This is a genomic window from Candidatus Benthicola sp. (assembly GCF_058719085.1).
The window spans coordinates 79,148-99,547 of record NZ_JBZQEK010000058.1 but is presented as its reverse complement, the minus strand read 5'-3'; the positions used below and the strand labels follow the sequence as shown (position 1 = coordinate 99,547).

Annotated in this window: 17 protein-coding genes; all 17 read right to left on the bottom strand. The window is 67.7% G+C overall.

The window, feature by feature from the left end:
- Positions 1 to 10 precede the first annotated feature (10 nt).
- The 17 genes from AC36XV_RS04535 to AC36XV_RS04455 all read right to left on the bottom strand — a co-directional run bounded on the left by AC36XV_RS04535 (position 11) and on the right by AC36XV_RS04455 (position 20,236).
- Positions 11 to 586 carry a shikimate kinase gene (locus AC36XV_RS04535; protein ID WP_492202489.1) on the bottom strand — a complete coding sequence of 192 codons (576 nt, stop codon included), beginning with the start codon at positions 584 to 586 and terminating at the stop codon, positions 11 to 13.
- Positions 586 to 1,791, bottom strand: coding sequence for a chorismate synthase (gene aroC, locus AC36XV_RS04530; RefSeq protein ID WP_492202488.1), 1,206 nt, complete (start codon positions 1,789 to 1,791; stop codon positions 586 to 588). Before aroC ends, AC36XV_RS04535 begins: the two co-directional genes overlap by 1 nt.
- 151 nt (positions 1,792 to 1,942) lie before the next feature.
- Positions 1,943 to 3,667, bottom strand: coding sequence for a secretin GspD/PilQ domain-containing protein (locus tag AC36XV_RS04525; RefSeq protein WP_492202487.1), 1,725 nt, complete (start codon positions 3,665 to 3,667; stop codon positions 1,943 to 1,945).
- A 5-nt stretch (positions 3,668 to 3,672) separates the two neighbouring features.
- A complete protein-coding gene (locus AC36XV_RS04520; RefSeq protein WP_492202486.1) occupies positions 3,673 to 4,107 on the bottom strand; it encodes a hypothetical protein in 435 nt (144 codons plus the stop codon).
- The gene (locus AC36XV_RS04515) at positions 4,104 to 4,706 is read right to left on the bottom strand and encodes a type IV pilus inner membrane component PilO (RefSeq protein WP_492202485.1); all 603 of its coding nucleotides are present in this window, start codon (positions 4,704 to 4,706) and stop codon (positions 4,104 to 4,106) included. Before AC36XV_RS04515 ends, AC36XV_RS04520 begins: the two co-directional genes overlap by 4 nt.
- A 1-nt stretch (position 4,707) precedes the next feature.
- On the bottom strand, positions 4,708 to 5,280 hold the full coding sequence (locus AC36XV_RS04510; protein ID WP_492202484.1) for a PilN domain-containing protein: 573 nt from the start codon (positions 5,278 to 5,280) through the stop codon (positions 4,708 to 4,710).
- A gap of 73 nt (positions 5,281 to 5,353) precedes the next feature.
- Positions 5,354 to 6,400, bottom strand: a complete 1,047-nt coding sequence (gene pilM, locus AC36XV_RS04505) for a type IV pilus assembly protein PilM (RefSeq protein WP_492202483.1) — start codon at positions 6,398 to 6,400, stop codon at positions 5,354 to 5,356.
- A gap of 170 nt (positions 6,401 to 6,570) precedes the next feature.
- On the bottom strand, positions 6,571 to 6,912 hold the full coding sequence (locus tag AC36XV_RS04500) for a hypothetical protein (RefSeq protein WP_492202482.1): 342 nt from the start codon (positions 6,910 to 6,912) through the stop codon (positions 6,571 to 6,573).
- A 110-nt stretch (positions 6,913 to 7,022) separates the two neighbouring features.
- Positions 7,023 to 7,520, bottom strand: a complete 498-nt coding sequence (locus tag AC36XV_RS04495; protein WP_492202481.1) for a GspH/FimT family pseudopilin — start codon at positions 7,518 to 7,520, stop codon at positions 7,023 to 7,025.
- Positions 7,521 to 7,585: 65 nt separating this feature from the next.
- The gene (locus AC36XV_RS04490; RefSeq protein ID WP_492202480.1) at positions 7,586 to 9,571 is read right to left on the bottom strand and encodes an ArnT family glycosyltransferase; all 1,986 of its coding nucleotides are present in this window, start codon (positions 9,569 to 9,571) and stop codon (positions 7,586 to 7,588) included.
- Between the two features lie 52 nt (positions 9,572 to 9,623).
- Positions 9,624 to 10,601 (bottom strand): glycosyltransferase family 2 protein, encoded by a 978-nt coding sequence (locus AC36XV_RS04485; RefSeq protein WP_492202479.1) that lies wholly within the window; start codon positions 10,599 to 10,601, stop codon positions 9,624 to 9,626.
- The gene (locus AC36XV_RS04480; protein ID WP_492202478.1) at positions 10,598 to 12,208 is read right to left on the bottom strand and encodes an ArnT family glycosyltransferase; all 1,611 of its coding nucleotides are present in this window, start codon (positions 12,206 to 12,208) and stop codon (positions 10,598 to 10,600) included. Before AC36XV_RS04480 ends, AC36XV_RS04485 begins: the two co-directional genes overlap by 4 nt.
- Positions 12,205 to 13,893 carry a glycosyltransferase family 39 protein gene (locus tag AC36XV_RS04475; RefSeq protein ID WP_492202477.1) on the bottom strand — a complete coding sequence of 563 codons (1,689 nt, stop codon included), beginning with the start codon at positions 13,891 to 13,893 and terminating at the stop codon, positions 12,205 to 12,207. Before AC36XV_RS04475 ends, AC36XV_RS04480 begins: the two co-directional genes overlap by 4 nt.
- Positions 13,890 to 16,310 (bottom strand): hypothetical protein, encoded by a 2,421-nt coding sequence (locus AC36XV_RS04470; RefSeq protein ID WP_492202476.1) that lies wholly within the window; start codon positions 16,308 to 16,310, stop codon positions 13,890 to 13,892. The genes AC36XV_RS04475 and AC36XV_RS04470 overlap by 4 nt, the downstream gene beginning before the upstream one ends.
- Before the next feature lie 115 nt (positions 16,311 to 16,425).
- Positions 16,426 to 16,797 carry a type IV pilin protein gene (locus AC36XV_RS04465; RefSeq protein ID WP_492202475.1) on the bottom strand — a complete coding sequence of 124 codons (372 nt, stop codon included), beginning with the start codon at positions 16,795 to 16,797 and terminating at the stop codon, positions 16,426 to 16,428.
- Between the two features lie 243 nt (positions 16,798 to 17,040).
- Positions 17,041 to 18,408: a sigma-54-dependent transcriptional regulator gene (locus AC36XV_RS04460; protein WP_492202474.1), complete on the bottom strand. Its 1,368-nt coding sequence runs from the start codon at positions 18,406 to 18,408 to the stop codon at positions 17,041 to 17,043.
- A 79-nt stretch (positions 18,409 to 18,487) separates the two neighbouring features.
- Positions 18,488 to 20,236, bottom strand: a complete 1,749-nt coding sequence (locus tag AC36XV_RS04455; protein ID WP_492202473.1) for a two-component system sensor histidine kinase NtrB — start codon at positions 20,234 to 20,236, stop codon at positions 18,488 to 18,490.
- Positions 20,237 to 20,400: the final 164 nt, after the last annotated feature.

Here is a 20,400-nt window from a genome sequence, read left to right as displayed (position 1 = left end):
CCGTGAGGGTTCAGACCGTTCCGGGGGCGCGCCGTCGTCCCGCGAGCTCGCTGATAATCTCATCCACGACGTCGGAAGGCCTTCTGTGATCCGTGCGCACGTGGACCTCTGATTGCCGGTAGGCCGGAAGCCTCCTCTCCAGCAGCTCCTGCAGTGCGGCTTCCGGGTCCGGGCCCGCCAGAAGAGGGCGAGTCCTGCGTTCAAGCGCAAGTCTCGAGGCAGCCGTCGCCGGATCGACACGCAGCCACACGCGGATCGACCCGGGCCACACATCCCGCAGCTCCTTGCGCGCCATCCACCCTCCGCCGGTCGAGACGACGGTCTCGGAGTCGACCTTCGCCTCGAGGGTGACCTTGCGCTCCAGTTCGCGGAAACCGGCCTCGCCTCGCCGGGCGAAGATCTCCGACACGGAAAGGGCCGTGAGGCGTTCGATCTCGGAGTCGAGATCGATGAAGCTCCACCCACGTCGCTCGGCCAGAAGCCGGCCCACGACCGTCTTCCCCGCCCCGCTCAGGCCGACGAGCACGACGGGCCCTGGTGGAAGGCGCGGGCCGGGGTCGGGGAGCGGCGCCGGTTCCTGCGACATCAACCCCAGCCGTTCGCTCTCTCGCCGGCCCGCTCGAGGAAGGTGTTCAGGTTGTTCCGCGTCTCGGCGAGCGAGTCCCCTCCGAACTTCTCGAGCGTGGCGTCGGCCAGCACGAGGGCCACCATGGCCTCACCGACCACCGCCGCGGCCGGTACGGCGCACACGTCACTGCGCTCCCGGACCGCCTCCGCCACTTCCCCGGAGCGCACGTCGACGCTGGCCAGGGGCTTTGTCAGCGAGCTCAGCGGCTTCATCGCCACACGAAGAACCAGAGGCTCACCGGTCGTGGTGCCTCCTTCGAGTCCTCCCGCGTGGTTTCGGGAGCGGCGGAATCCGCCGGAGCGGACGCGCCCCGATTCCACGGCGATCTCGTCGTGCACCTCGGAGCCGCGTCGTCGCGACGCTTCGAAGCCGAGGCCGATCTCGACCCCCTTCATCGCCTGGATCGACATCAGGGCCCCGGCCAGGCGGCCGTCGAGCCGTCGATCCCAGGACACGTGACTTCCGAGCCCCACGGGCACTCCGCGCGCGACCACCTCGAACTCCCCTCCGAGCGTGTCCCCGTGCTCGCGGGCGGCATCGATCGCCACGATCATCTCGGCCTCGGCAGCTGGATCGAGACACCGGAGATCCGAAGCATCCGACCGCCGGTTCAGGTCCTCGGGCCAGGAATCGGGCGCGGACGCGGTCACCGGGCCGATACGCGTGACATGGCTGGCGACCGAGATCCCCATCTCGCGCAGGAAGCGCCTCGCCACGGCGCCAGCCGCCACGCGCGCCGCGGTCTCCCGGGCGCTGGCGCGCTCGAGCACGTCCCGGGCATCCGCGCGATCGTACTTGAGCATCCCGACGAGGTCCGCGTGTCCCGGCCGCGGAAGGTAGACGCGCCGCAGGGTCTCCTCGTCGGCTTCGGGCCGCGGCTCGACCGCCATGGCGGACGTCCAGTTCTCGTAGTCCCGATTGGGGATCCAGATGGCGATGGGCGATCCGAGAGTCTCTCCCAGACGTACGCCGGCGACGATCTCACCCGCGTCCTTCTCGATCTTCATCCGGCCGCCCCGACCGTAGCCGAGCTGGCGCCTGGCCAGGTCCGCGGCCACGTCCTGCGGCTCGATCGGAATTCCGGCCGGCACGCCCTCGACGATGACGAGAGCCCCCTTGCCATGAGACTCGCCCGCCGTGGTGAACCGGAAGTGCTGGAGCATGGACGACCTTCCGCGTGGAGATGCCGGCGACCCAACGGTTCGCAGTATATGTCAGAGCGACCGGACGCAAAACGCGGGGCCGGGATCGACCCGGCCCCGCGGATGCCATCTGCCGGAGCGAGGGCGGCCCCGCGGGGTCACCCGTTCCGCCCTACGGCACGATGTGGGGCGTCACGAGGATGATCAGGTCGGTCTTCCGCTCCTGGTTCTTCGTCGTGCGGAACAGCGCGCCGAGGACCGGCAAATCCATGAGAAGAGGAATCCCGGTCTCGCTGCGATCCACCTGGCTCAGCGTCAGTCCGCCGATCACCATCGTCTCTCCGTCGTCCAGCAGCAACCGTGTCTGGCCGACCTGCTTGAGGAAGGTGAAGCCGATGTCGGGAATGTCCGTCTGGATCCCGGATCGTTCGGCGTGCACGTCAAGCAGGATCTGGTTGTTGTTGGTGATGTGCGGGGTGACGTCGAGAATGATCCCCGTGTCCTCGTACGACACGGTGGCCGTGGCCTCGACGTTGCCGCTTCCCGTGTCCAGGACCCGGACCGGCGTCTTTTCGCCGACCTGGATCCGGGCATGGTGGTTGTCGACCACCTGGATCGTCGGGGCGGCCTGAACATCCGAGAGCTTGTGCTGCTCGAGGGCCTGCAGCCACGCCGACAGCGAGAAGTCCCCAAACGCCACCGAGGCCAGGATCTCGAGAGAGGGTGACAGGACCTGGTCATTGGCGTTGGCCAGCAGCGCCACGGAGTTACCGCCGAGGTCGACGAGGGTCTCGTTGGTGAGCTCGCCCGGATTGAACGGGTCGGGAACCGCGATCACCTGATTGATCGAGTTCCCCTGCATGTCCTTGAGGTCATAGATGATCCCCAGCTCCATGACGTCGGTGCGATCCACGAAGATGATCTTCGCGTCGATCGCGACCTGCGGGGTCTTGACGTCGAGGTTGCGGATCAGGCTGTCCATTCGCGCCACCACGGAAGGAGCATCCGTGACGATGACGGAGTTGGCGCCGAGGTACGGCACGACCTGCCCTCGATTCGGGGTGGCCAGCTTCTCGAGCGTCGCCGCCACGGAGTCGGCGGACGCATAGTTGACCTTGAAGACGCGCGTCTCGGTCTGCAACGTATCCCGAGCGCGAATGCCTTCGAGCTTGTCGACGATCAGGATGCCTTCGGACTGAAGGCGCCATCCGAGCCCCTGAGAAGCCAGGATCGCGTCGAGCGCCACGTCCCATCGCTGATTGCGGATGTCGACACCCCGCACCGTCATCTCCGCAGCATCGGTGCTCGGAACGATCGACACGCCGGCGAACTCGGAGAAGCCGGCCAGCACCTCGAGCATGCTCGCGCTGTCATAGGCGACCGTCACTCGCGCCAGCTCGGCCGACTCCTGGGGCGTGATCCTGGAAGTGGACGGAAGCGCGGGTGCGGACGGCGTGGGAGAACGATCCGTCATGGCTACGGTACCCGTCGTGACCGCACTGCTGCTCCACGGCTCGAACGCGCCCCCGGGATTGGCAAAGCGAACGGTGTAGAAGCCCTCGTCATCGAGGATCTCGTAGCTCGCCGGTCGGGCGAGGTCGAAGACGAGCCGGACGACATCGTCGCGGAACTGGCTCGAGCGCAGGCGGACCACCCCACCACGTCCGATCCCTTCGAACGACTCCCCGGGAAGCTCGTTCACGGCTCCGTGGACGTCGAGAATGAGGCGAGCCGGGTCTCTCAGAATGAAGTCCCGGACCTCCACATCGCCGTTCATGATGACGGCGATTTCGGTCATATCTCCGGACGGGGAGATCCGGACCTCCTGCACCCGACCCGCGGGCGCCACCGCCCACAGGGCCGTCAGGAGAGTCGCGAGGACCTGTTTGCCGATCATCCGTGCTACTCCTTGTCCGTGTTCTTCACGCGCAGCGTTTCCTGCCGGCTCACACCGAAGACGGTCACCAGGAAGACCGCCTCCTCCGGCGTCACGTCGAGCAGCTGCGCACCACCTACGAAATCGCCTTCCCAGACGCGGTACCGCCGCTGGGTGGAACGATCCACCAGGACGACGATGCTCCCCGCCTCGGGGCTGTATATGATGCCGCTGAGCTCGAGATCCTCGAACCTCGGCCCGAGCTCCGCGCCCGCCTCGAGAGGCTTGAACGGATCGCGGCGACCCTCCCGGGCGTACGTGAACGTCTCCCGCTCGAGCGTCGGAACGTCCTGCGCTCCCACACCGTCAGCCGGAGCGCTCTCCTGCGCCACGAGGCCCGGCGCGGCGATCAGCATCGCCACGAGGATCATGAGCGCGGTCGCCCTGCCGTTCGCCATCATTCGCCGACCTCCGGACTCCCGCCATCCGCCGCTTCGGGCGCCAGCACGAACGTCTCCAGCCCGAACGAGGCAGAAACCAGCTGCCGTCCGCTCGGCGTCTCGCCCGCCGGCGTGACCTGGGTCACGTGAGGCCGAACGATCCGATCGAACGACGCCACCCGGGTCAGGAACGTGGCCAGAGCGTGATAATCGCCCTGGACCTCCATCTGCCACTGCTGGCGCAAGAAGTACGCCCCGCTGTCCGCGGGCTCGGGAAGGCTCGGCTCCACGTTGATCAGTCGGAGATCGAGGGCCTGGCTCTGGGTAGCGATCGCCTCGTAAATCGCCGGAACCTCTGCGTTCGACGGCACCAGCCTCTCCACCAGCTCGAACCGGGTCTCGGCCGCATCGATCCGATCGCGCAGCTGCTGCAGATTGCCCACCCGCGTCTCGGCGATCTGGTTCTGCGTCTCCAGGTCCTCGGCCCGGTCCATGAGCTCCACGATCTGCTCGGCTCCCGGCCGCTGGATGAAGTTGAAGTAGAGCGCCCCGCCCGCCAGAGCGAGCACGATGACGAGCAGCAGGGTCTGCTGACGCTGGTCCTGGGGAAGGATCGCCATGTCAGCCTCCTTCTCCCGCCACCAGCGAATCCTGGGGCTCCGCGTAGGCCACGATCAGCTTGAAGGAGTGCGCGCTGAAGCCGTCGAGATTCGTCTCCTGGCTTCCGAGGATGCGCACCTCACCGACGAACGGTGACTCCTGGAGCCTCCGCACGTACGCCGTGATGGCGAGAGGGTTCGCGGCCATGCCATCGACCTGGACCTGAAGGTCGGGCAACGGGCTGGACTCGCGAATCGAGGTGAGCCAGGCGTAACTGGGGAGCGCCCGGCTGAATTCGTCGAGAAGATGCGGCCACACGAAGCGTCCCTCGTCCAGCCCCTCGAGCAGCTGCAGCCGCGCCTGCACCTGGGTCTCGCGAGCGATCAGGCTGTCACTCAGGGCCCTGAGATCCGATAGGCGGGCCGAATCTTCGACGGCTCCGGCGATCCTCTCCTCGAGTTCCCCCCGCTGGCCCCGCTGCGAGAACCACATCCAGCCGACCAGGAGAAGCACCACGGCGGGAACGGCGATCGCAGCCACGAGCCACGGGTCTCTGCCCTCGGCCGGTCGAGCGGACTTGAGCCACGCGGGCATCGCTCGGGGGCGTCCCCGTCTGCGCCTCGTCGACCCTTCCGGGTGGAGATTGACCTCGATCATCGTCGCGCCCTCACGCGGCCTCTCGAAGCGCCAGACCGACCGCGAGCATCATCATCGGGCCCACGTGCTCGAGGTCCATGCCCTCCACCGCACCGGGCTTGACGCTCAAGACCTCGAGGGAGCTCGCCACGCGGGTCTCCACGCCCAGTCGTTCCGCCAGCGCCTCGACCAGACCGGGCACGCGCACCCCGCCTCCGCACAGGTACAACCGCCCGAGACTCGCCCCCACCTCCTGGGTCTCGAGGAACGCCGTCGCCCGCTCGATCCCGCGACCGACCTCCTGGGCTCTCTCGTACAGGAAGTTGCGCAGGCGCTCATCCACGGAATCGCCTCGCAGTACCGCCTCCGCCTCGTCCGCAAGCATCCCGCGCTCGCGCTGGAGATCCAGCGAAAGCCGCCGGGTACCGAAGCTGAGGTCCCGGGTGAGCACCGGAACGCCGTCTTCGAGGATGTTCACATTGGTAATCTCGTGGCCGATGCTCACGAGTCCCGAGATGCCCTTCATCGCCTCCGGGTAGTTGACCTCGAGGGAATTGTGCAGCGCGAAGGCGTCGACGTCTATGATCCGGGGCGCGAGGTTCGCTTCCTCGAGAAGCGCCACCTTGTTGTCCACGAGCTCGCGCTTGGCCGCGACGAGGAGGACGCTCATCTGGAGCCCCTCGCCCTCCGGGTCCGTGATCTCGAAATCGAGCTGGACGTCGTCCATGTCGAAGGGGACGTGCTGCTCGGCCTCCCACCGTATGACGTCCCGGGCGTCCGCCTTCTTCATCCGGTCCATCTGGATCGGCTTGATGATCAGGTCCCGACCGCCGACCGACGCGACGACGTCCCGCTCGTGAATGCCCTCATCCACGAAGAGCGCATCGATCGTCTCGGCCACGAGGCCCGGATCCATCACCTCGCCTTCGACGATCGCGTCCGCCCCCAGGCGACGCACCACCAACCGCTCGACCTCCGGCGCGTCGCCCGAGTGGTCGATGACCGCGACCTTGATGAAGCCGCTTCCCACGTCGAGGCCAACCGTCTTTTTCTTCCGGCCGATGCCGAATAGGGCCATGATCGACTTCGTTCAGCGAGATGGTTGTCGGAGCGACGGATCGGCCCCATCACAGTAGAGCCGCCCGTTTCCGCGCGTCAATCCGGTTCGGACGGACAGGGGCCGTGACCGCCGCCGCAACTTCACCTGCCTGTGGCGTGTTCGCAACGGTTCATCTCCTGCCGCCGTCTTCAGGGGGCGCCCAGCCTGCGCGTCACCCAACTCCGCGGACCGGCCCCTTCACGGGCGCGGACCGTAACCCTGAGCTCCATGAGGCGAGGGCCGATCCGGGTCGTGTCCACCGAAACGTCGGTGGAGCGGACTCGCGGCGATCGGCGATCCGTCTCCAGCACGTCCACCACCAGCATCGCCTGGGCCGTTCGGGCCGCAGCGATCCGGGCCATTCTCGCGGCCTCGATTCCGATCGCCGCCACACCCAGCACGGTCACGCCGAAGAGCGCGATCGCCACGATGACCTCGGCGAGCGCCAATCCGGCCGCAGACGGCCGCGCCTCCCCGGTCAGCGCGCGCAAGAACTCTACCACGCCATGAAGCCGAAAAACCGGGCCATCAGGGCCCTCTGCCGCCCTTCCACCGTGCATATCGCACGAAAACGTGTCCGAATCCTCCTCGTGCGGCCGCGTCACGGAATTCGGCGGCTCTCGACCCTCAGACGGCCGAGGAAATTGGATACGATCCTCACCATCCGGTCCCCGCGATACAGGTAGACGCTTCCGGGCGCCGCCTGGCCCCGAGAATTGAACCGCAAGGTGGCCGGACGGAGTCGGACGGAGTCGACCCGGACCTCGCCACCGCGGCCCACGGACGCCGCCGCGAGACGTCGGTCCGAATCGTCCAGGAGCACCAGATCGCCCGACCCATCGAGCCGAAGCCGGACTCGTTCCCGCCGCGCCACGGCGAGAGACCGGGCCAGGGCCATGTGATTCCGCACCGATCGGGTGGCTGCCTGCATCGACAGGGCCGCGCCGAGAGAGCGGAAGCCCCCGGCGCCCATGGCCAGCAGAGTCGACAGCACTGTCAGGGCGATCAGCACCTCGGGGAGCGTGGCCCCCCGTCTCCCCCTGCGCGCTTCAGGTCGATGGCTCGCCCCGCGCCGAATCTCCCGCAATGGAATGCTCATCTGCTCCCTCGCTTCGCCGGGCGTCCGCCGAGTGGGATAGGCTAGCCACCGGCATCAACGAAGCGTCATGGGAGCAGCGTCAGGGGCTCGAAGGCTCCGTTTCTGAACAGGAGGTACCGGCGTCCCGGAAACGCGGCCACGAGCTCCAGGTTACGGCTCCGGAGGTCGCGGGCAATGACGAGCGGGCCATCGAGCGTCGGCGCCTGGTCCGCGAGGAAGGGAAGGTAGTTCGAGTACCCGCGGCGATCGTAGGCGATCTCCTCGAGGCACGCGGGAGGGATCGCGGCGCCGGGAAGGAGGCGCAGCGTCGGATCCCCGTTGGAGACGCCGGCAGACGCGGGAACCGGTGCGCCGCCTGCCCCGAGAAGGGTCAAGGCGGCCTCCGTCCGGCTGCCCGACCATCCCTCCGTCTCGGCCTGCCGAAGAATGAACTCGATCGCACAGTGATCGCTGCGCCGGTATGCGGTCTCCGCCAAGGCAGCCGAAACGCCGATCCCGCGCATCCGGGCCAGGAGCCGGTTGCCCCAGCTCACCGGCACGAACACCAGGGCATCGCGAATCCCCTCCCCGTGGGCCTCGGCCGCCATGTCCACCTTCATGCTGGCCAGACCCGACCGGTACACCTCGAATCTGCGGGGAGCGGAGTAGAGACCGGCGTACAGGAGGCACAGGACGACCAGAGCGGCGACCGCGCCGGACAAAGGCACCCGGGTGATCGACAGTCCGGACCACAGGATCCTTCCAGACGACCGTCGAAGCAGCTCAATCAACCCGCGCGCCGTGAGAGGCAACAGGAAGGCGAGTCCCGAATACAGGTAGCGGGGGCCGAGGAAGGCATCCCGGTGCCAGTAGAACAGGTACGCGACCGGCAGAGACAGGAACGCGGCCATGAGCCTCTGGTCCCAGTCGCGCGTAGCCCACCCGGCGGCAAACAGGAGGCCGGCCGGGATGAGGGCGGGGATCGGCCCCTCGAAGAGCAAGGAGGAGAGGAGAGAGAGGTCCGTCAGCTCGTTCCGGAGACCGGCGAGGGGCGTGTGCACGTCGCCCCAGGGCGTGGCGTGAAAGCCCAGGCCGTGCTGATCGCCCCACAGCTTCACGTACCCGGGCAGGAGAGGGTCCCCGGTGGTCGCCGCGTTGTACACCAGGTATATCGCGACGCCGACCAGGGCCCCGGCGCCGCCCAGAAGGACCGAACTCAGATCCCGACGGCCCCACGCCGAGCGCGCCACGAACGGGGCCATCGCGAGACCGATGGCGGCGGCCGTCAGGGGACGACACAGCAGGGCCCCTCCGATCGACAAACCGGCGGCGAAGAGGCTTCCCGGGGAGCCGCCGTCTTCCCACCGGGCGATCCAGTACAGAGACAGGGAGACGAAAAAGAGCGTGGAAACGTGATTCATGTGGCTCGCGCCCATGAACCAGAAGAACGGAGCCAGCGGAACGAGAAGCAGCGTGATCCGCGCCGTCGGCAGATCGTACGCCCGCCGTGCAAATCCGTACAGCAGGAGAGCCGTTCCACAGCTGAGGAGCACGGGCACGAGCCACACCGCCGAGAACGGCACCCCAAGGGCGAGGAGCGCGGAATGACCGGGCGGATACTGGGAGTACCACCTGCCTCCGTCCACCAGCATGTGCTGGACCGCGAAGAAGGCCTCCCCGGGAGGCGCCGGCGCGGTCAGCCTCGCGGTCGCGAAGATCCGGGCCTGGAACACCTGGACCACGCTGTCGACGAGCAGCGGACGTCTCGCGAATGCGAGCCACGAGGTCGTCAGCAGGAGCCCGAGGAGCGCGAAGATCGAGGCGGCCGGAAGCCATCGGGCGCCGCCCTCTTCGCGCCCCAGCGCATCGACGCAGCGAGCCGTCCACCTGGCGGGGACGAGGCGTGCAAGCAAGACGGCCAGCGTCCCGAAGACGAAGAGGCCGAGCAGCGCCTCGGAAGGAGGGACGAGTCCCCGGTCGGCACCCATGTCGCCGAACAGCCACGACAGAGGAACGAGGGGGGCCAGAAGCAGGAGCCAGCCCGCGGCTCTCCCGACGGTCCCCGGCTTCACGTTCGCCGCCGCGCTTCGGCGGGACCGGGCCACGGGGTCCGTCGCCCGGCGCTCAAGCCGAACCCGCGTCCTCGTGAAGCGATGCAACGTCCGCCGATGGCGGCGCTGTCAGGTTGCGGACGCGGCCGACGATCCAGGGGGGTCGTCCCTTGGCCTCGTTGTAGATGCGGCCGATGTACTCTCCGATCACCCCGACGGCGATCAACTGGATGCCACCGAGGAAGAGAATGGACGTCATCGTCGAGGCCCAGCCGAGGATCGCGGCGCCGGAGATCAGCTTCTGGTAGAGCACGTTGAGCAGCACGAGAAACGCGATCCCCGACACGATGAAGCCCATGATCGTGGCCAGCCGGAGCGGAATCTCGGAGAATGCGAAGAAGGCATCGGTGGCCATCCGCGCGAGCTTGAGCAACGACTGCCGGGGCTGGCCCGCGTACCGCGGCGCCCGCTCGAACTCGACACCGGTCTGCCGACCGCCCACGTAGGCCCGGAGCCCGGAGACGTACCGGTCCCGCTCCGGCATCGTGTTCAGCACGTCGACCACCGAGCGATCCATGAGCGAGAAGTTCCCGGCGTCCGCCGGGATGTCCAGGCTGCTCAGCTTGCGGAGGATGCGATAGAACAGGTTGAACAGGGCTCGCTTGGGGAGAGACTCCTTCCGCTCACGCTTCACCGCGTACACGACGTCGTAGCCCGCTTCCCACCGCTCCGTGAGCAGGGGAACCACCTCGGGTGGGTCCTGGAGATCACCATCCAGGAGAACGACGGCGTCGGCACGGGTCATCGCCAGGCCGGCGGAGATGGCCAGCTGCTGGCCGAAGTTGCGAGACAGGTGCACCACCCCTACCCGCGATTCCTCGGACGCGAAACGTGCGAGGAGATCGGGCGTCCCGTCGCGACTGCCATCGTCGACGTAGATGACGCGCCATGCGTACGGAAGGGCCTCGAGCGTCTCGGTCAGCCGGCGATTCAGCTCGGGAAGAATCGCCTCTTCGTTGTATACCGGAACTACGGCATCGAGCGTCTTCACGGCTCCTCCCGGTCGGGATCCCGGTCTCGGTCCGGTTGCCAGGCGTACAGTCCCGCCAGTTCCACCCCGTCCAGCTCGACGGCCAGCTCGGGACGGACGTTCGCGTAGATCCGCCAGTGATACGGTCTGAAGGATGCCTTGCGCGCCACGAGCAGAAGATAGTCCGCCGGCATTCGTTCGGTCACCTCGATATCCTCCCGCAGCATGCCGTGGGCCTGGAGCCATTCGTAGTGATCCACGTTCGGCCAGGCCGACAGCCGGGCCCCGGGCGGCAGGGCTCGGTTGATCTCCTCCAGAAACGCGGGCGTGACGGCCTCGAGCCAGTACGTCGTCTCCATCCCGGCCCGGGCCGCTCCCCTCGGGCCGCCGATCACCTCGTTGTAGTAAGACAGGTAGTAGGGCGCGACCCTCGAGGTCTGCGCGAACGCGGGCACGAAGAACAGCGCCCCCAGAACGAGGGCGGCCGCAGAGCGCCCGGCCTTCGGTAACCGGTGTCGGGCGATTCCGACCATCGACGCGAAGCCACCTCCCGCCAGAACGGCCACGAACGGAAACATGGGCAGCCAAAGACGTACCCCATCGTGGTTCGGCGAGCCGGGTGCCGCCATCAGGGCGATCCAGAACAGGATCTGCGTGAGGCAGAGGCCTCCCACCGCGTCCCTTTCCCATTCTTTGGCCGACACCCAGCCCCCCCAGACGCCGAGGACGAGGATCGACAGCGGCACGGTGATCAGCGTCATCACCATGGCCTGGTGTCCCGGAACCTCGTAGCCCCACGCCCGGCCGAGGTAATACGTGGCGATGGGAATCGTCTCGCTCCGCGACGCGCTGTCGCTCACGAGGCGGAGGGTCTCGGCTACCGGGTCGTGCCACATGAGCGGGTTGAGGAGCCAGGCGACGATCAGCCCGCCGATTCCCCAGCGAATCGCGCCGATGAGGGCGTGCTTCGACCGACCGTAGGCGATCATCCAGAGGAGCATCGCGAGCGGCAGAAGATAGCCCGTGAACTTCGTCGCGAGTGCGAACCCGAGCGCGAGGATACCGACCACCAGGTAGCGCTTCTCGTCGCGCGTGACGTAGAGAGCGAGACCTGCGGAAGCCGCGAACCAGGCGCAGGCGAGCACCATATCGGTGGCAGCGATGTGTGCGTGTCCGATGACTCGAGGCATCAGCAGAAGGGACAGCCCCGCGCCGATCCCGGCCATCCTGCCCCATGCGAAGCCGGCCAGCCAGGTCACGAACGCCACGAGAAGGCAGAAGAAGGCCAGCGGCGTCAGCCGGTAGCCGGCGACCGTCCCGGTCCATCGGCCGAAGGCGCCCTCCGTCGCGGCCATCACCAGCTTGTAGGCGGGAGGGTGGGGGTTCCAGTAGCGACGCCAATCGAAGGTGCTTCGGACTTCCTCCTGACTGAACAGGCTCAGACGATCCGGTCCGTCGGCGATCCGCGACGCCCACTCCTGGATTCGGCGGGTGGAATCGAAGTAATACGGCTCATCCCACGCGATGCCCACGTCATCGAGCCCCGGGTAGAGCGAGGCGAAGGCGACGATGGCGAGCAACGCGCCGGTCCAACCCACGAAGCGCCGCGCCGACCGTTCTTCGATCATTGGGTCCGGTACACCATGAACAGGGGCACTCCACGAAGCGAAACGGCGTAGGCGGGCGTTCCCCCGAAGTCGGCGAGGGCTGACTCCGTGCTTCTCCACTGGGCCCGGCGGTTCAGGACGAAGACGAAATCCGCCGGCAAGGCGTCCCGATCGAGCGCGACCGTCGTGAAGCTCTGCGGACCTTCGCACCCGAGCGACACCCCGGGCGAGCCCTCCGGTCGGGTCAGCCGGGTCTCGGCGCGCCACCCGCTCGGCGCCCATCCGATGGCCTGGTAGAAGCAGATCTCCTCGATGAAGAAGCCCGGATCGATCCTCGCCTCCGGCGGTATGATCCCCGAGAGATCTTCCAGTGCCGAACGGTTCAGGACCTCCTTCAGGTTGCTGACCTCCAGCCCCTTCTCTTCCGCTCCCTCGATTCCGCCGACCAGGGCGTTGAAATACGAGAGCTGGTACGGATGAACCTCGGCCGTGCGGAGGGCAGCCGTGCCGACGCACGCGAGGATGGCCAGGGCCACGATGAAGTCCCGTCGCCTCTCGGTCGCCGGGTACCGATTCTGAATCACTCGGGTGGCCCCTTCCCCGATCGCCACCGCGCCCGTCCCGGCCAGCACGCAGTAGAGAGGAAACAGGGGGAGGAACAGGCGGACCCCGTCATGCATCGGCGCGGACGGAAGGGCGAGGGCGCCGTACAGGACCGCCATGTTGATCAGCACGAGCCCCCGCAGAGCGCCGCTGCGCGGAGCGATCAGACCCGTGAGGGTGGCCAGCAGCAGGGGAACCGGTATGACGATGGCCGTCCAGACGTACGGGTAGTGCCAGGGGGGGCGGAACGAATAGATCTCGCCGAAATACAGCGTGGTGATGCGGGTCGCTTCCACCGAAGCCCGGTCGAGGCCTGCCTGCAGGTAGTCGCGCACCCCCTGGGCCGGGTCGATCCACATCACCGGGTTGACGGCGAAGAAGACGAGCGCGCCCGCGAGGCAGAGCACCAGGAAGGCGGCAAGGCCGCTTCGATTGACCACCAGCCACGCAGCCAGCACCGGCAGGAGGAGAAGTCCCGAGAACTTCGTCGCCGCGGCAGCGCCCAGGAGCAGCCCGGAGGCGAAGAACCAACCTGATCCTCCCTCCTTCACCGCGACATCCAGGCTGGCGATGGACCCGAACCAGAACGCTGCCAGGAAGAGGTCCGTATGGGCGAGGTGACCGTGGGCGAACAGGACCGGCATCGCGGGTACGGCCAGGCCGGCCGCGATCCCCGCAGCGAGGGACCGGGATCGCCACGCCGTGTAGGCTCCGACGGCCGCGGCGAGCGCGGCGAACGTCAGCATCACCGCCCCTCGATACGCCGTGAGCGGATCCACGAGGTCTCGCAGAAGGACCCATGAGAGCCCGCTCAGCTCGCGCGACAGCGGCGGATGCGGGATCCGTTCGATGTACCAGCGCCACTGCTCGAAGACCCGGTCGGGCTGAATGGCCTCCATCGGCGTCCCGGAGAGCAGCGCCTGTCCCAGCTCCCGGGCCCAGGCGAGCTGACGCAACGAGCCGTAGAAATAGTTGCCGACATCGCTCGCGATCCCGTAGTCCAGGGCGGTGAGAGCGGTCACCGGCAGCGTCACGGCGAACAGCCCGAAGGCGAGCCACCGCAGGGCGGTCGGCGTCGGCCACCGCCTCGGCTGCCGGATCATGCCGCCCGCCTCCCGGAAACGGCCCAGGCCGACACGAGAACGAGCAGCCCGATGGCGCTGAAGGCGGCGCCCAGCCGAACCGAGCCAGGATCGAAGCGGAACTCGAGCACGCTCTCGCCGGCCGGAACGACCACGGCCCGGAACACTCCGTTCGCCCTCAGCAGTCGAGCTTCGGCACCGTTCACGGTGACCTTCCAGCCCGGGTACCATCGGTCACTGAGGACCGCCAGCATCGGCCCCGAGGCCCGAACTCGCGCGGATACCCGGTTGGTGCGGTCGGTCCGCTCCAGGACCTCGCCCGTGGCCCCGGGATCGATCGACTCCGGTGCCGCGACCTCGAGCACCGCGCTGCGGCCGAGCGGAAAGTCGTCCTCCAGCACGCGCCGGAGAGCCTCGGCCGGCCCGTTCCGCTGCTCCACCGCGGGGACGAGGTACAGGCGGGACACCGGGTCCGGCACCGCGTACAGCCGGATCGGAAGCTCCGGGTGCGAATCGACGAGCGTCAGCCCGGCGATCGAATCGGCCCCGGCGGTGGCATCGGCGTAGTATCCGACGTTCATCGCGCGGAGAAAACGAAGCGGGTCGTCGCTCCACGCACGCATGGCCGCCTCGTGGGTGAGCGCCACGGAGACCAACTCCACGCCCTGCAGCCCGTCCTGCATCGGAAAGCCGAAGATCTGTCCGACGTTCGGCCCCATCGTCTGGTAGTCGAGGTACATGTTCGACAGTTCCCAGGCCCCCTGCACCTTCACCACGCTACCCATCGCGGCCCGGTGCGGGGACCCTCGGTACCGCACATCGCCCCTCGGCGTCATCGACTCGTCGAGAGCGCGCGCGGTCCAGGGCGGAGTCCGGTAGATGTCGGCTTCGACGGACGGGTTGACCTCCCGGTGCGCCGTGCCGAGGTCCACCGCCGCGAGCACCACGAGAAGTGTGGTGGCGAGCCCGCGGCGCAGGCGGCCGGATCGATACAGACCCGTGACGACGGCCAGGCACGCGATCAGGACGGCGATCCGCACCGAGATGCTCCCGTACAGGCGACCCGCCTCCTGCGGCTCCCGACACAGCATCGCTCCGTCGAGCCAGTCCCGGCACGCGTTCGCGAGACCTCCGTCGACGGCGTACAGCCACACTGCGAACGAGGCGTACAGGGCGGCGCCGGACAGGAGCGGCACCCAGACCTCCGCCTTCGCCCACCTCGACACTCCACTCCGGCTCTTGCGATCCGAGGGGCTCGAGTCGCGGTCGAGCCACCGGTCGGCACCCCGGGCCGCGAGCACGCTCAAGGCGAGCGCCGCCGGGAGCAGGAACTTCTCCGGGTATCGGAATGCCCTGAACGGCGGCAGCCCATCGAACAGCGCCCGGTACAGGAAACTGTGGCTGCCGAGGGCCAGGAGGATTCCGATCGCGGCGACGCCGACCCAGAACGAGGTCCATCGGAGCCCGCGGCCGCGGAGCACCCCGATCGCCGCGAGGACGAGAACGATCGCACCCGGATAGATGCTGAGGATCCAGGGCACCTCCGTGCTCGCCATGTAGCGGGTGGAAAAGCCGTAGGTGCCGGCCCGGAGCGCAGGCGGAAACAGGAAGTGCCAGGCTCCGGCAGGATCGAGGGAGCGGGATGCCGCATACTCCAGCTCGATCGGAAGCGTGCGCACGGAGTGGCTCACGTACTCGGCGAAGGGGAGCAACTGCACCGACACGAGGAGGAGAGCCAGCACGCCGGCGATCGCGAAGGCCGCGGTCTGCCGTCCTCCGCCGAGTTTGCGGTCCTGCACGCCGAGCAGACCATGGGCGAACACCAGCAGGAGAGCCAGGGCGAGCATCTGCGGCTCGCCGCCCAGGAACGCGACCCCGCACAGGACCGCGAACAGCAGAAGGTCTCGGACCCGCTCCCCGTCGATGACCCGGTCCCACGACAGGAACAGCCATGGCACCCAGGCCACCGTCTGCAGGTTGTTCACGAAGTTTCCGAGCGACACGAAGAAGCCGCCCAGCATGAAGGCGACGCCTCCGGTCACCGCCCCCGGCCAGCCATGGCCCCAGCGTCGCAGGAGGAGCGCCATGCCCGCTCCGGCCAGAGGGTAGTGCAGAACGACGAGCCAGTCGAAGGCGGCCGGCATCGGGAGTCCGTACAGGACCGCGCTGCCCGGATAGAGCAGCCCCGGCTGGAGCGATGCGAAGAACGGTTCTCCGCCGGCGACCCACGGGTTCCAGAGCGGCAACTGGCCCGAGCGGACCGTGGAGGCGAGGAAGTGCTTCATGGGGTAGAAGAAGGGAGCGACATCGCGGCTGAAGAACGCCTCGCCCCGAAACAGCACACGGTCGAAGAAGAGGGCGGCGAGAGCGAGGAAGAAGACGGCGGCGGCCCCGCCGGGAGACACGACGCGCCGGACCCTCGCGGGTATGCCGGTCAACCCGACCTCCCGTGCTCGGGGGGAGCACCCTCCGGATGACCGAAGGGCGCGCCGGGAGTTCCCGACGCGCCCTGGTCAGCGATCTTCAAGAGAATCGAAGATCCGGAAGGGATCCTTACGGAGACTTCTGGATCTTGCCCTCGACCGTGCTGCCCGTGCCGACCTCGACCCAGTACGAGTTGCCCGAGCTGTTGTGCGACGCGGTGACGCTGTAGCCACCGGCCGACGCGGCCGACGCCGTGATGCTGATCCCGGTGCTGGTCGTGAAGTTGCCCGCGGCCAGCGCGCCCGGACCGTACGTCTGCTCGTCGGCGAAGTAGGCCTCCTGGGCGGACATCGCGTTGCGGACGTCGCTCTTCGCCGTCGCGTCGAACGCCTTCTCCTTCGTGCTGGCGAACTGCGGAATCGCGATCGCGGCGAGGATGCCGATGATCACGACGACGATCAGCAGCTCGATCAAGGTGAAACCCTTCGTGTTGCGGAGCATGAGTCCTCCATCGGTTCTGGTTCGTGAACGGTTCTTCTTCCGAATGCTCGCTTTCGTTCACCGTTGGAGGACCTTGCCTCCGGCATCGGGTAGTGGCAGACCGTGTGCCGGTGGCTTTCGGGAATCTCAACACCTTATCGATCATGTAGTTACGTGGCACATGAGCGGATTGCGAGGCGGGGCGCCGACTGCGTGCCATTGCACTCTGCAAAGTTTGCGTGCCGTACTGCAACGGTTGACCGGTCAGGCTTCGAGGTCATACCGCTTGATCTTGCGGTACAGCGTGCTCGGATCGATGCCCAGCACCTCGGCCGCCCTCGTCTTGTTGCCGGCCTCGGCGCGCAGCACGTGCTCGATGTACGCGCGCTCGATGATGTCGAGGGGGGGATTGGCGGCCGGCCGGTCCTGCACCAGGGGCTCGGGCGGGGCCTCCCGCAGTCGAGCCGGGAGAGCTTCGGGCTTGATCGTCGCACCCGCGGTGAGAACGACCGCCCTCTCGATCACGTTCTCGAGCTCACGAACGTTCCCGGGCCAGTGGTACTCCTTCAGCACGGCGAGGGCCTTGGCCGACAGTTTCTTGGCGCCCTTCGGGTCGCCTTCCGCCTGCTGAGCCAGAAAATGCTCCGCGAGCAGCTCGATGTCCTCGTCCCGGTTCTTCAGCGGGGGAAGCTCCAGCGTGATGACGTTGAGCCGGTAGTACAGGTCACGCCTGAAGCGCCCTTCCTCGATGTCGCGCTCCAGGTCCCTGTTCGTGGCCGCGATGAGGCGCACATCGACCGGGATCGCTTCCGTCGCCCCGACCGGGATCACTTCGCGCTGCTGCAGTACGCGCAGGAGCTTGACCTGGGTCGATGGAGCCATTTCGCCCACTTCGTCGAGGAAGAAGGTCCCGCCGGAGGCGGCCACGAAGAGCCCCTCCTTGTCTCGCACGGCGCCGGTGAAGCTGCCCTTCACGTGTCCGAACAGCTCCGACTCGAGCAGTCCCTCCGGAAGCGCCCCGCAGTTGAGCGACAGGAACCGGCGGTTCGACCGGGGCGACAGGTCGTGAATGTACCGGGCGAACACCTCCTTGCCGGTCCCGCTCTCCCCGCCGATCAGAATGGTGGACTCGCTGTCCGCCACGCTCTCCGCGAGGCGCAGCGAGGCCTCGAAGGACGGGCTGACGCCGATCGGTCGGCCCGCCTTCAGCGTCTGCTGTTTCTTGAGCTCCCTCTTGAGACCCGCGTTCTCCTGCTTCAGGCGGCCCCAGTCGAGGGAACGACCCAGAACGGCCAGCAGCTCGTCGTTCTCGAACGGCTTCTGCACGTAATGCGTGGCCCCCAGGTTCACCGCCTGGATGGCGGACTGCAGCGAAGCCTGCGCGGTCATCAGGACGACCGGCGTGTTCGGGTTCGTCTTCCGGATCTCCTCGAGCACCTCGATGCCGCTCATCTTCGGCATGCGGACATCCGTCAGCACGAGATCCGGGTCCTTCTCCTTGAACGCCTTCACGCCACCGGCCCCCGTGAGCTCGGAGATCACCTCGAAGCCCTCGCCCTTCAGCAGGACGGTCAGCGTCTCGATCAGGCTCTGTTCGTCGTCGATCAACAGAATCAACGGCTTGTCTCGCATGTCAGCTCCTTCGGTGCCGGCCGGTGCCGGGTCGTGGGTTCGTTCTCGTTCGGCGGGCGGGGTCGGGCCCCGACCCCGCTCAGCGTCTCGTCACGATCGGGTCGCTGTCGGAATGCGTCTTGGCCCCCGAATCGGCCGCCCTCTCCCGTTCTCGGGCTTCCGATCGGTCTCTTCCTCTCCCCGACCGGCGCGGCAGCACCATGGCGAAGGTCGCCCCTTCCCCTGGATTCGAGCTCGCGATCAGGGCCCCGCCGTGCGCCTGCACGGCGCGGTGCGCGATGGACAGGCCCAGACCGCTCCCGCCCTGGCGGCGGGTATAGAACGGGTCGAAGATTCGGGCCAGGTCTTCCGCTTCGATGCCCGGACCGTCGTCGATCACCCGGATTCTCACCGGGTGGCCGAGAGAAACCTCGGAGGGCACGAGGTCCGGTCTCAGCGCATCCGCCACCACGCGCACGGTGACCGCTTCCTCGGGATCTCCTACCTGGACGGCATTCAGCACGAGATTGAACAGCGTCCGATGCAGCAGCTCCGGGTCTCCCCACAGGTTCGACATGTCGTCGAGCACTTCGGACTCGATCGTGGCGCGCCCCTCGGCCGCCGGGTGACGCCGCACGGTCTCGATCACTTCCCGCATCAGCCGCTCCACCTCCACGGGCTTCCTCTCCGCCACCCCGACGCGGGCGAAGTCGCTGAATTCACTCAGGATCCGACTGAGTCGGTCGGATTCCCGCACGATGAGGCGAGCGAGGATCTGCTCGTTCTCGTCGGCCGTCGAGCGCGCGGACAGCTGTTCCACGGCGCTCCGAACCGAGGCGAGAGGATTCTTCAGTTCGTGGGCGAGAGAGGCGGAGAGCTCGGCCACGGCCTCGAGCTTGCCCGTCCGAAGGCGCAGGTTCTCGAGTTGCTTCACGGCCCGCAGGTCCTGCAGAAGGACGACGTGTGATGGACCGGCGCCGACGTCCTGGAGCATCGTCGTGCTCACGGACACCGGAACGGGATCCTCGCCTCTTCCCTCGGCCTCGCGCCCCGAGACGTCGTGGATCTCCGCCTCCCGATCCTGGATCCGCCGACCCGTCTCGATCGTCTCCCTCACCGCCGAGGCCACCTCCGGTGCACGCCGCTCCAGTTCCGGCAGCAGGTCCCGCCCGAGCAGGCCAATGTCGTCGAGGCCGCAAAGGACCGATGCAGCGATGTTCATGTAGACGAGGTTGCCGGAGGCGTCGAGCGTGATGACACCGGAGGGAATGTTCCTCAGCACGTCCGCCGTATCGAGCCTCAGGCGGTGAAGCTCGCCCTCGACGGAGCGGAGTTCGGATCGAACCTGACGGAAACGCGCCCCGACCAGGCTCGCCGCCACCGCGACCAGCATCATGATCAGAACCTGAAGCACCAGAGTCGAGGTGCTCGTGTCCGCCCCGAAGACCAGGTTCACCACCAGATAGAGCACGCCCGCCGAGAGCGCCGTGAGGATCGCCGAGCTCAGCGGAAGGACGAGGGCGTACCCGGCGGCGAGAGCGATGAAGAGGGATACGAACGGGCTTTCGCTCCCGCCCGTGATGTACACGATCCCGTTGATGAGGGCCACATCCAGCACGGCCTGGGAGTAGAGGAAACCGAGACCGATCTCCCGTCCCTTGCGATGGCTGAGCCGGTACGCGATCGGGGTGAGAAACGCGGCAGCGGCCAGCCCGACGATCGCGATGAGCGAGAACTCGGGCGACAGCGAACCCGGCGCCTGTCGCTCCAGGAGGTCCCCCACGAGCACGGCCGACCCGAACACGGCCAGCGAAATGACGAGGCGGGCCGCGTAGATCCAGTACAGCACCTGCAGCGGCTCCAGCAGAGTCGCTGCCCGGCGGTCAGACCTGCTGGTACGGAGCAATTCCTGGCCGTGCCCTCGTGTCGTGTGTACCGCGCCGGGAGGGTCCCGGGAGCATCCGGAGCGCCGTTGCAATTCGCCTGTTCTGTCGAGCCTAACGTAGACAAGGG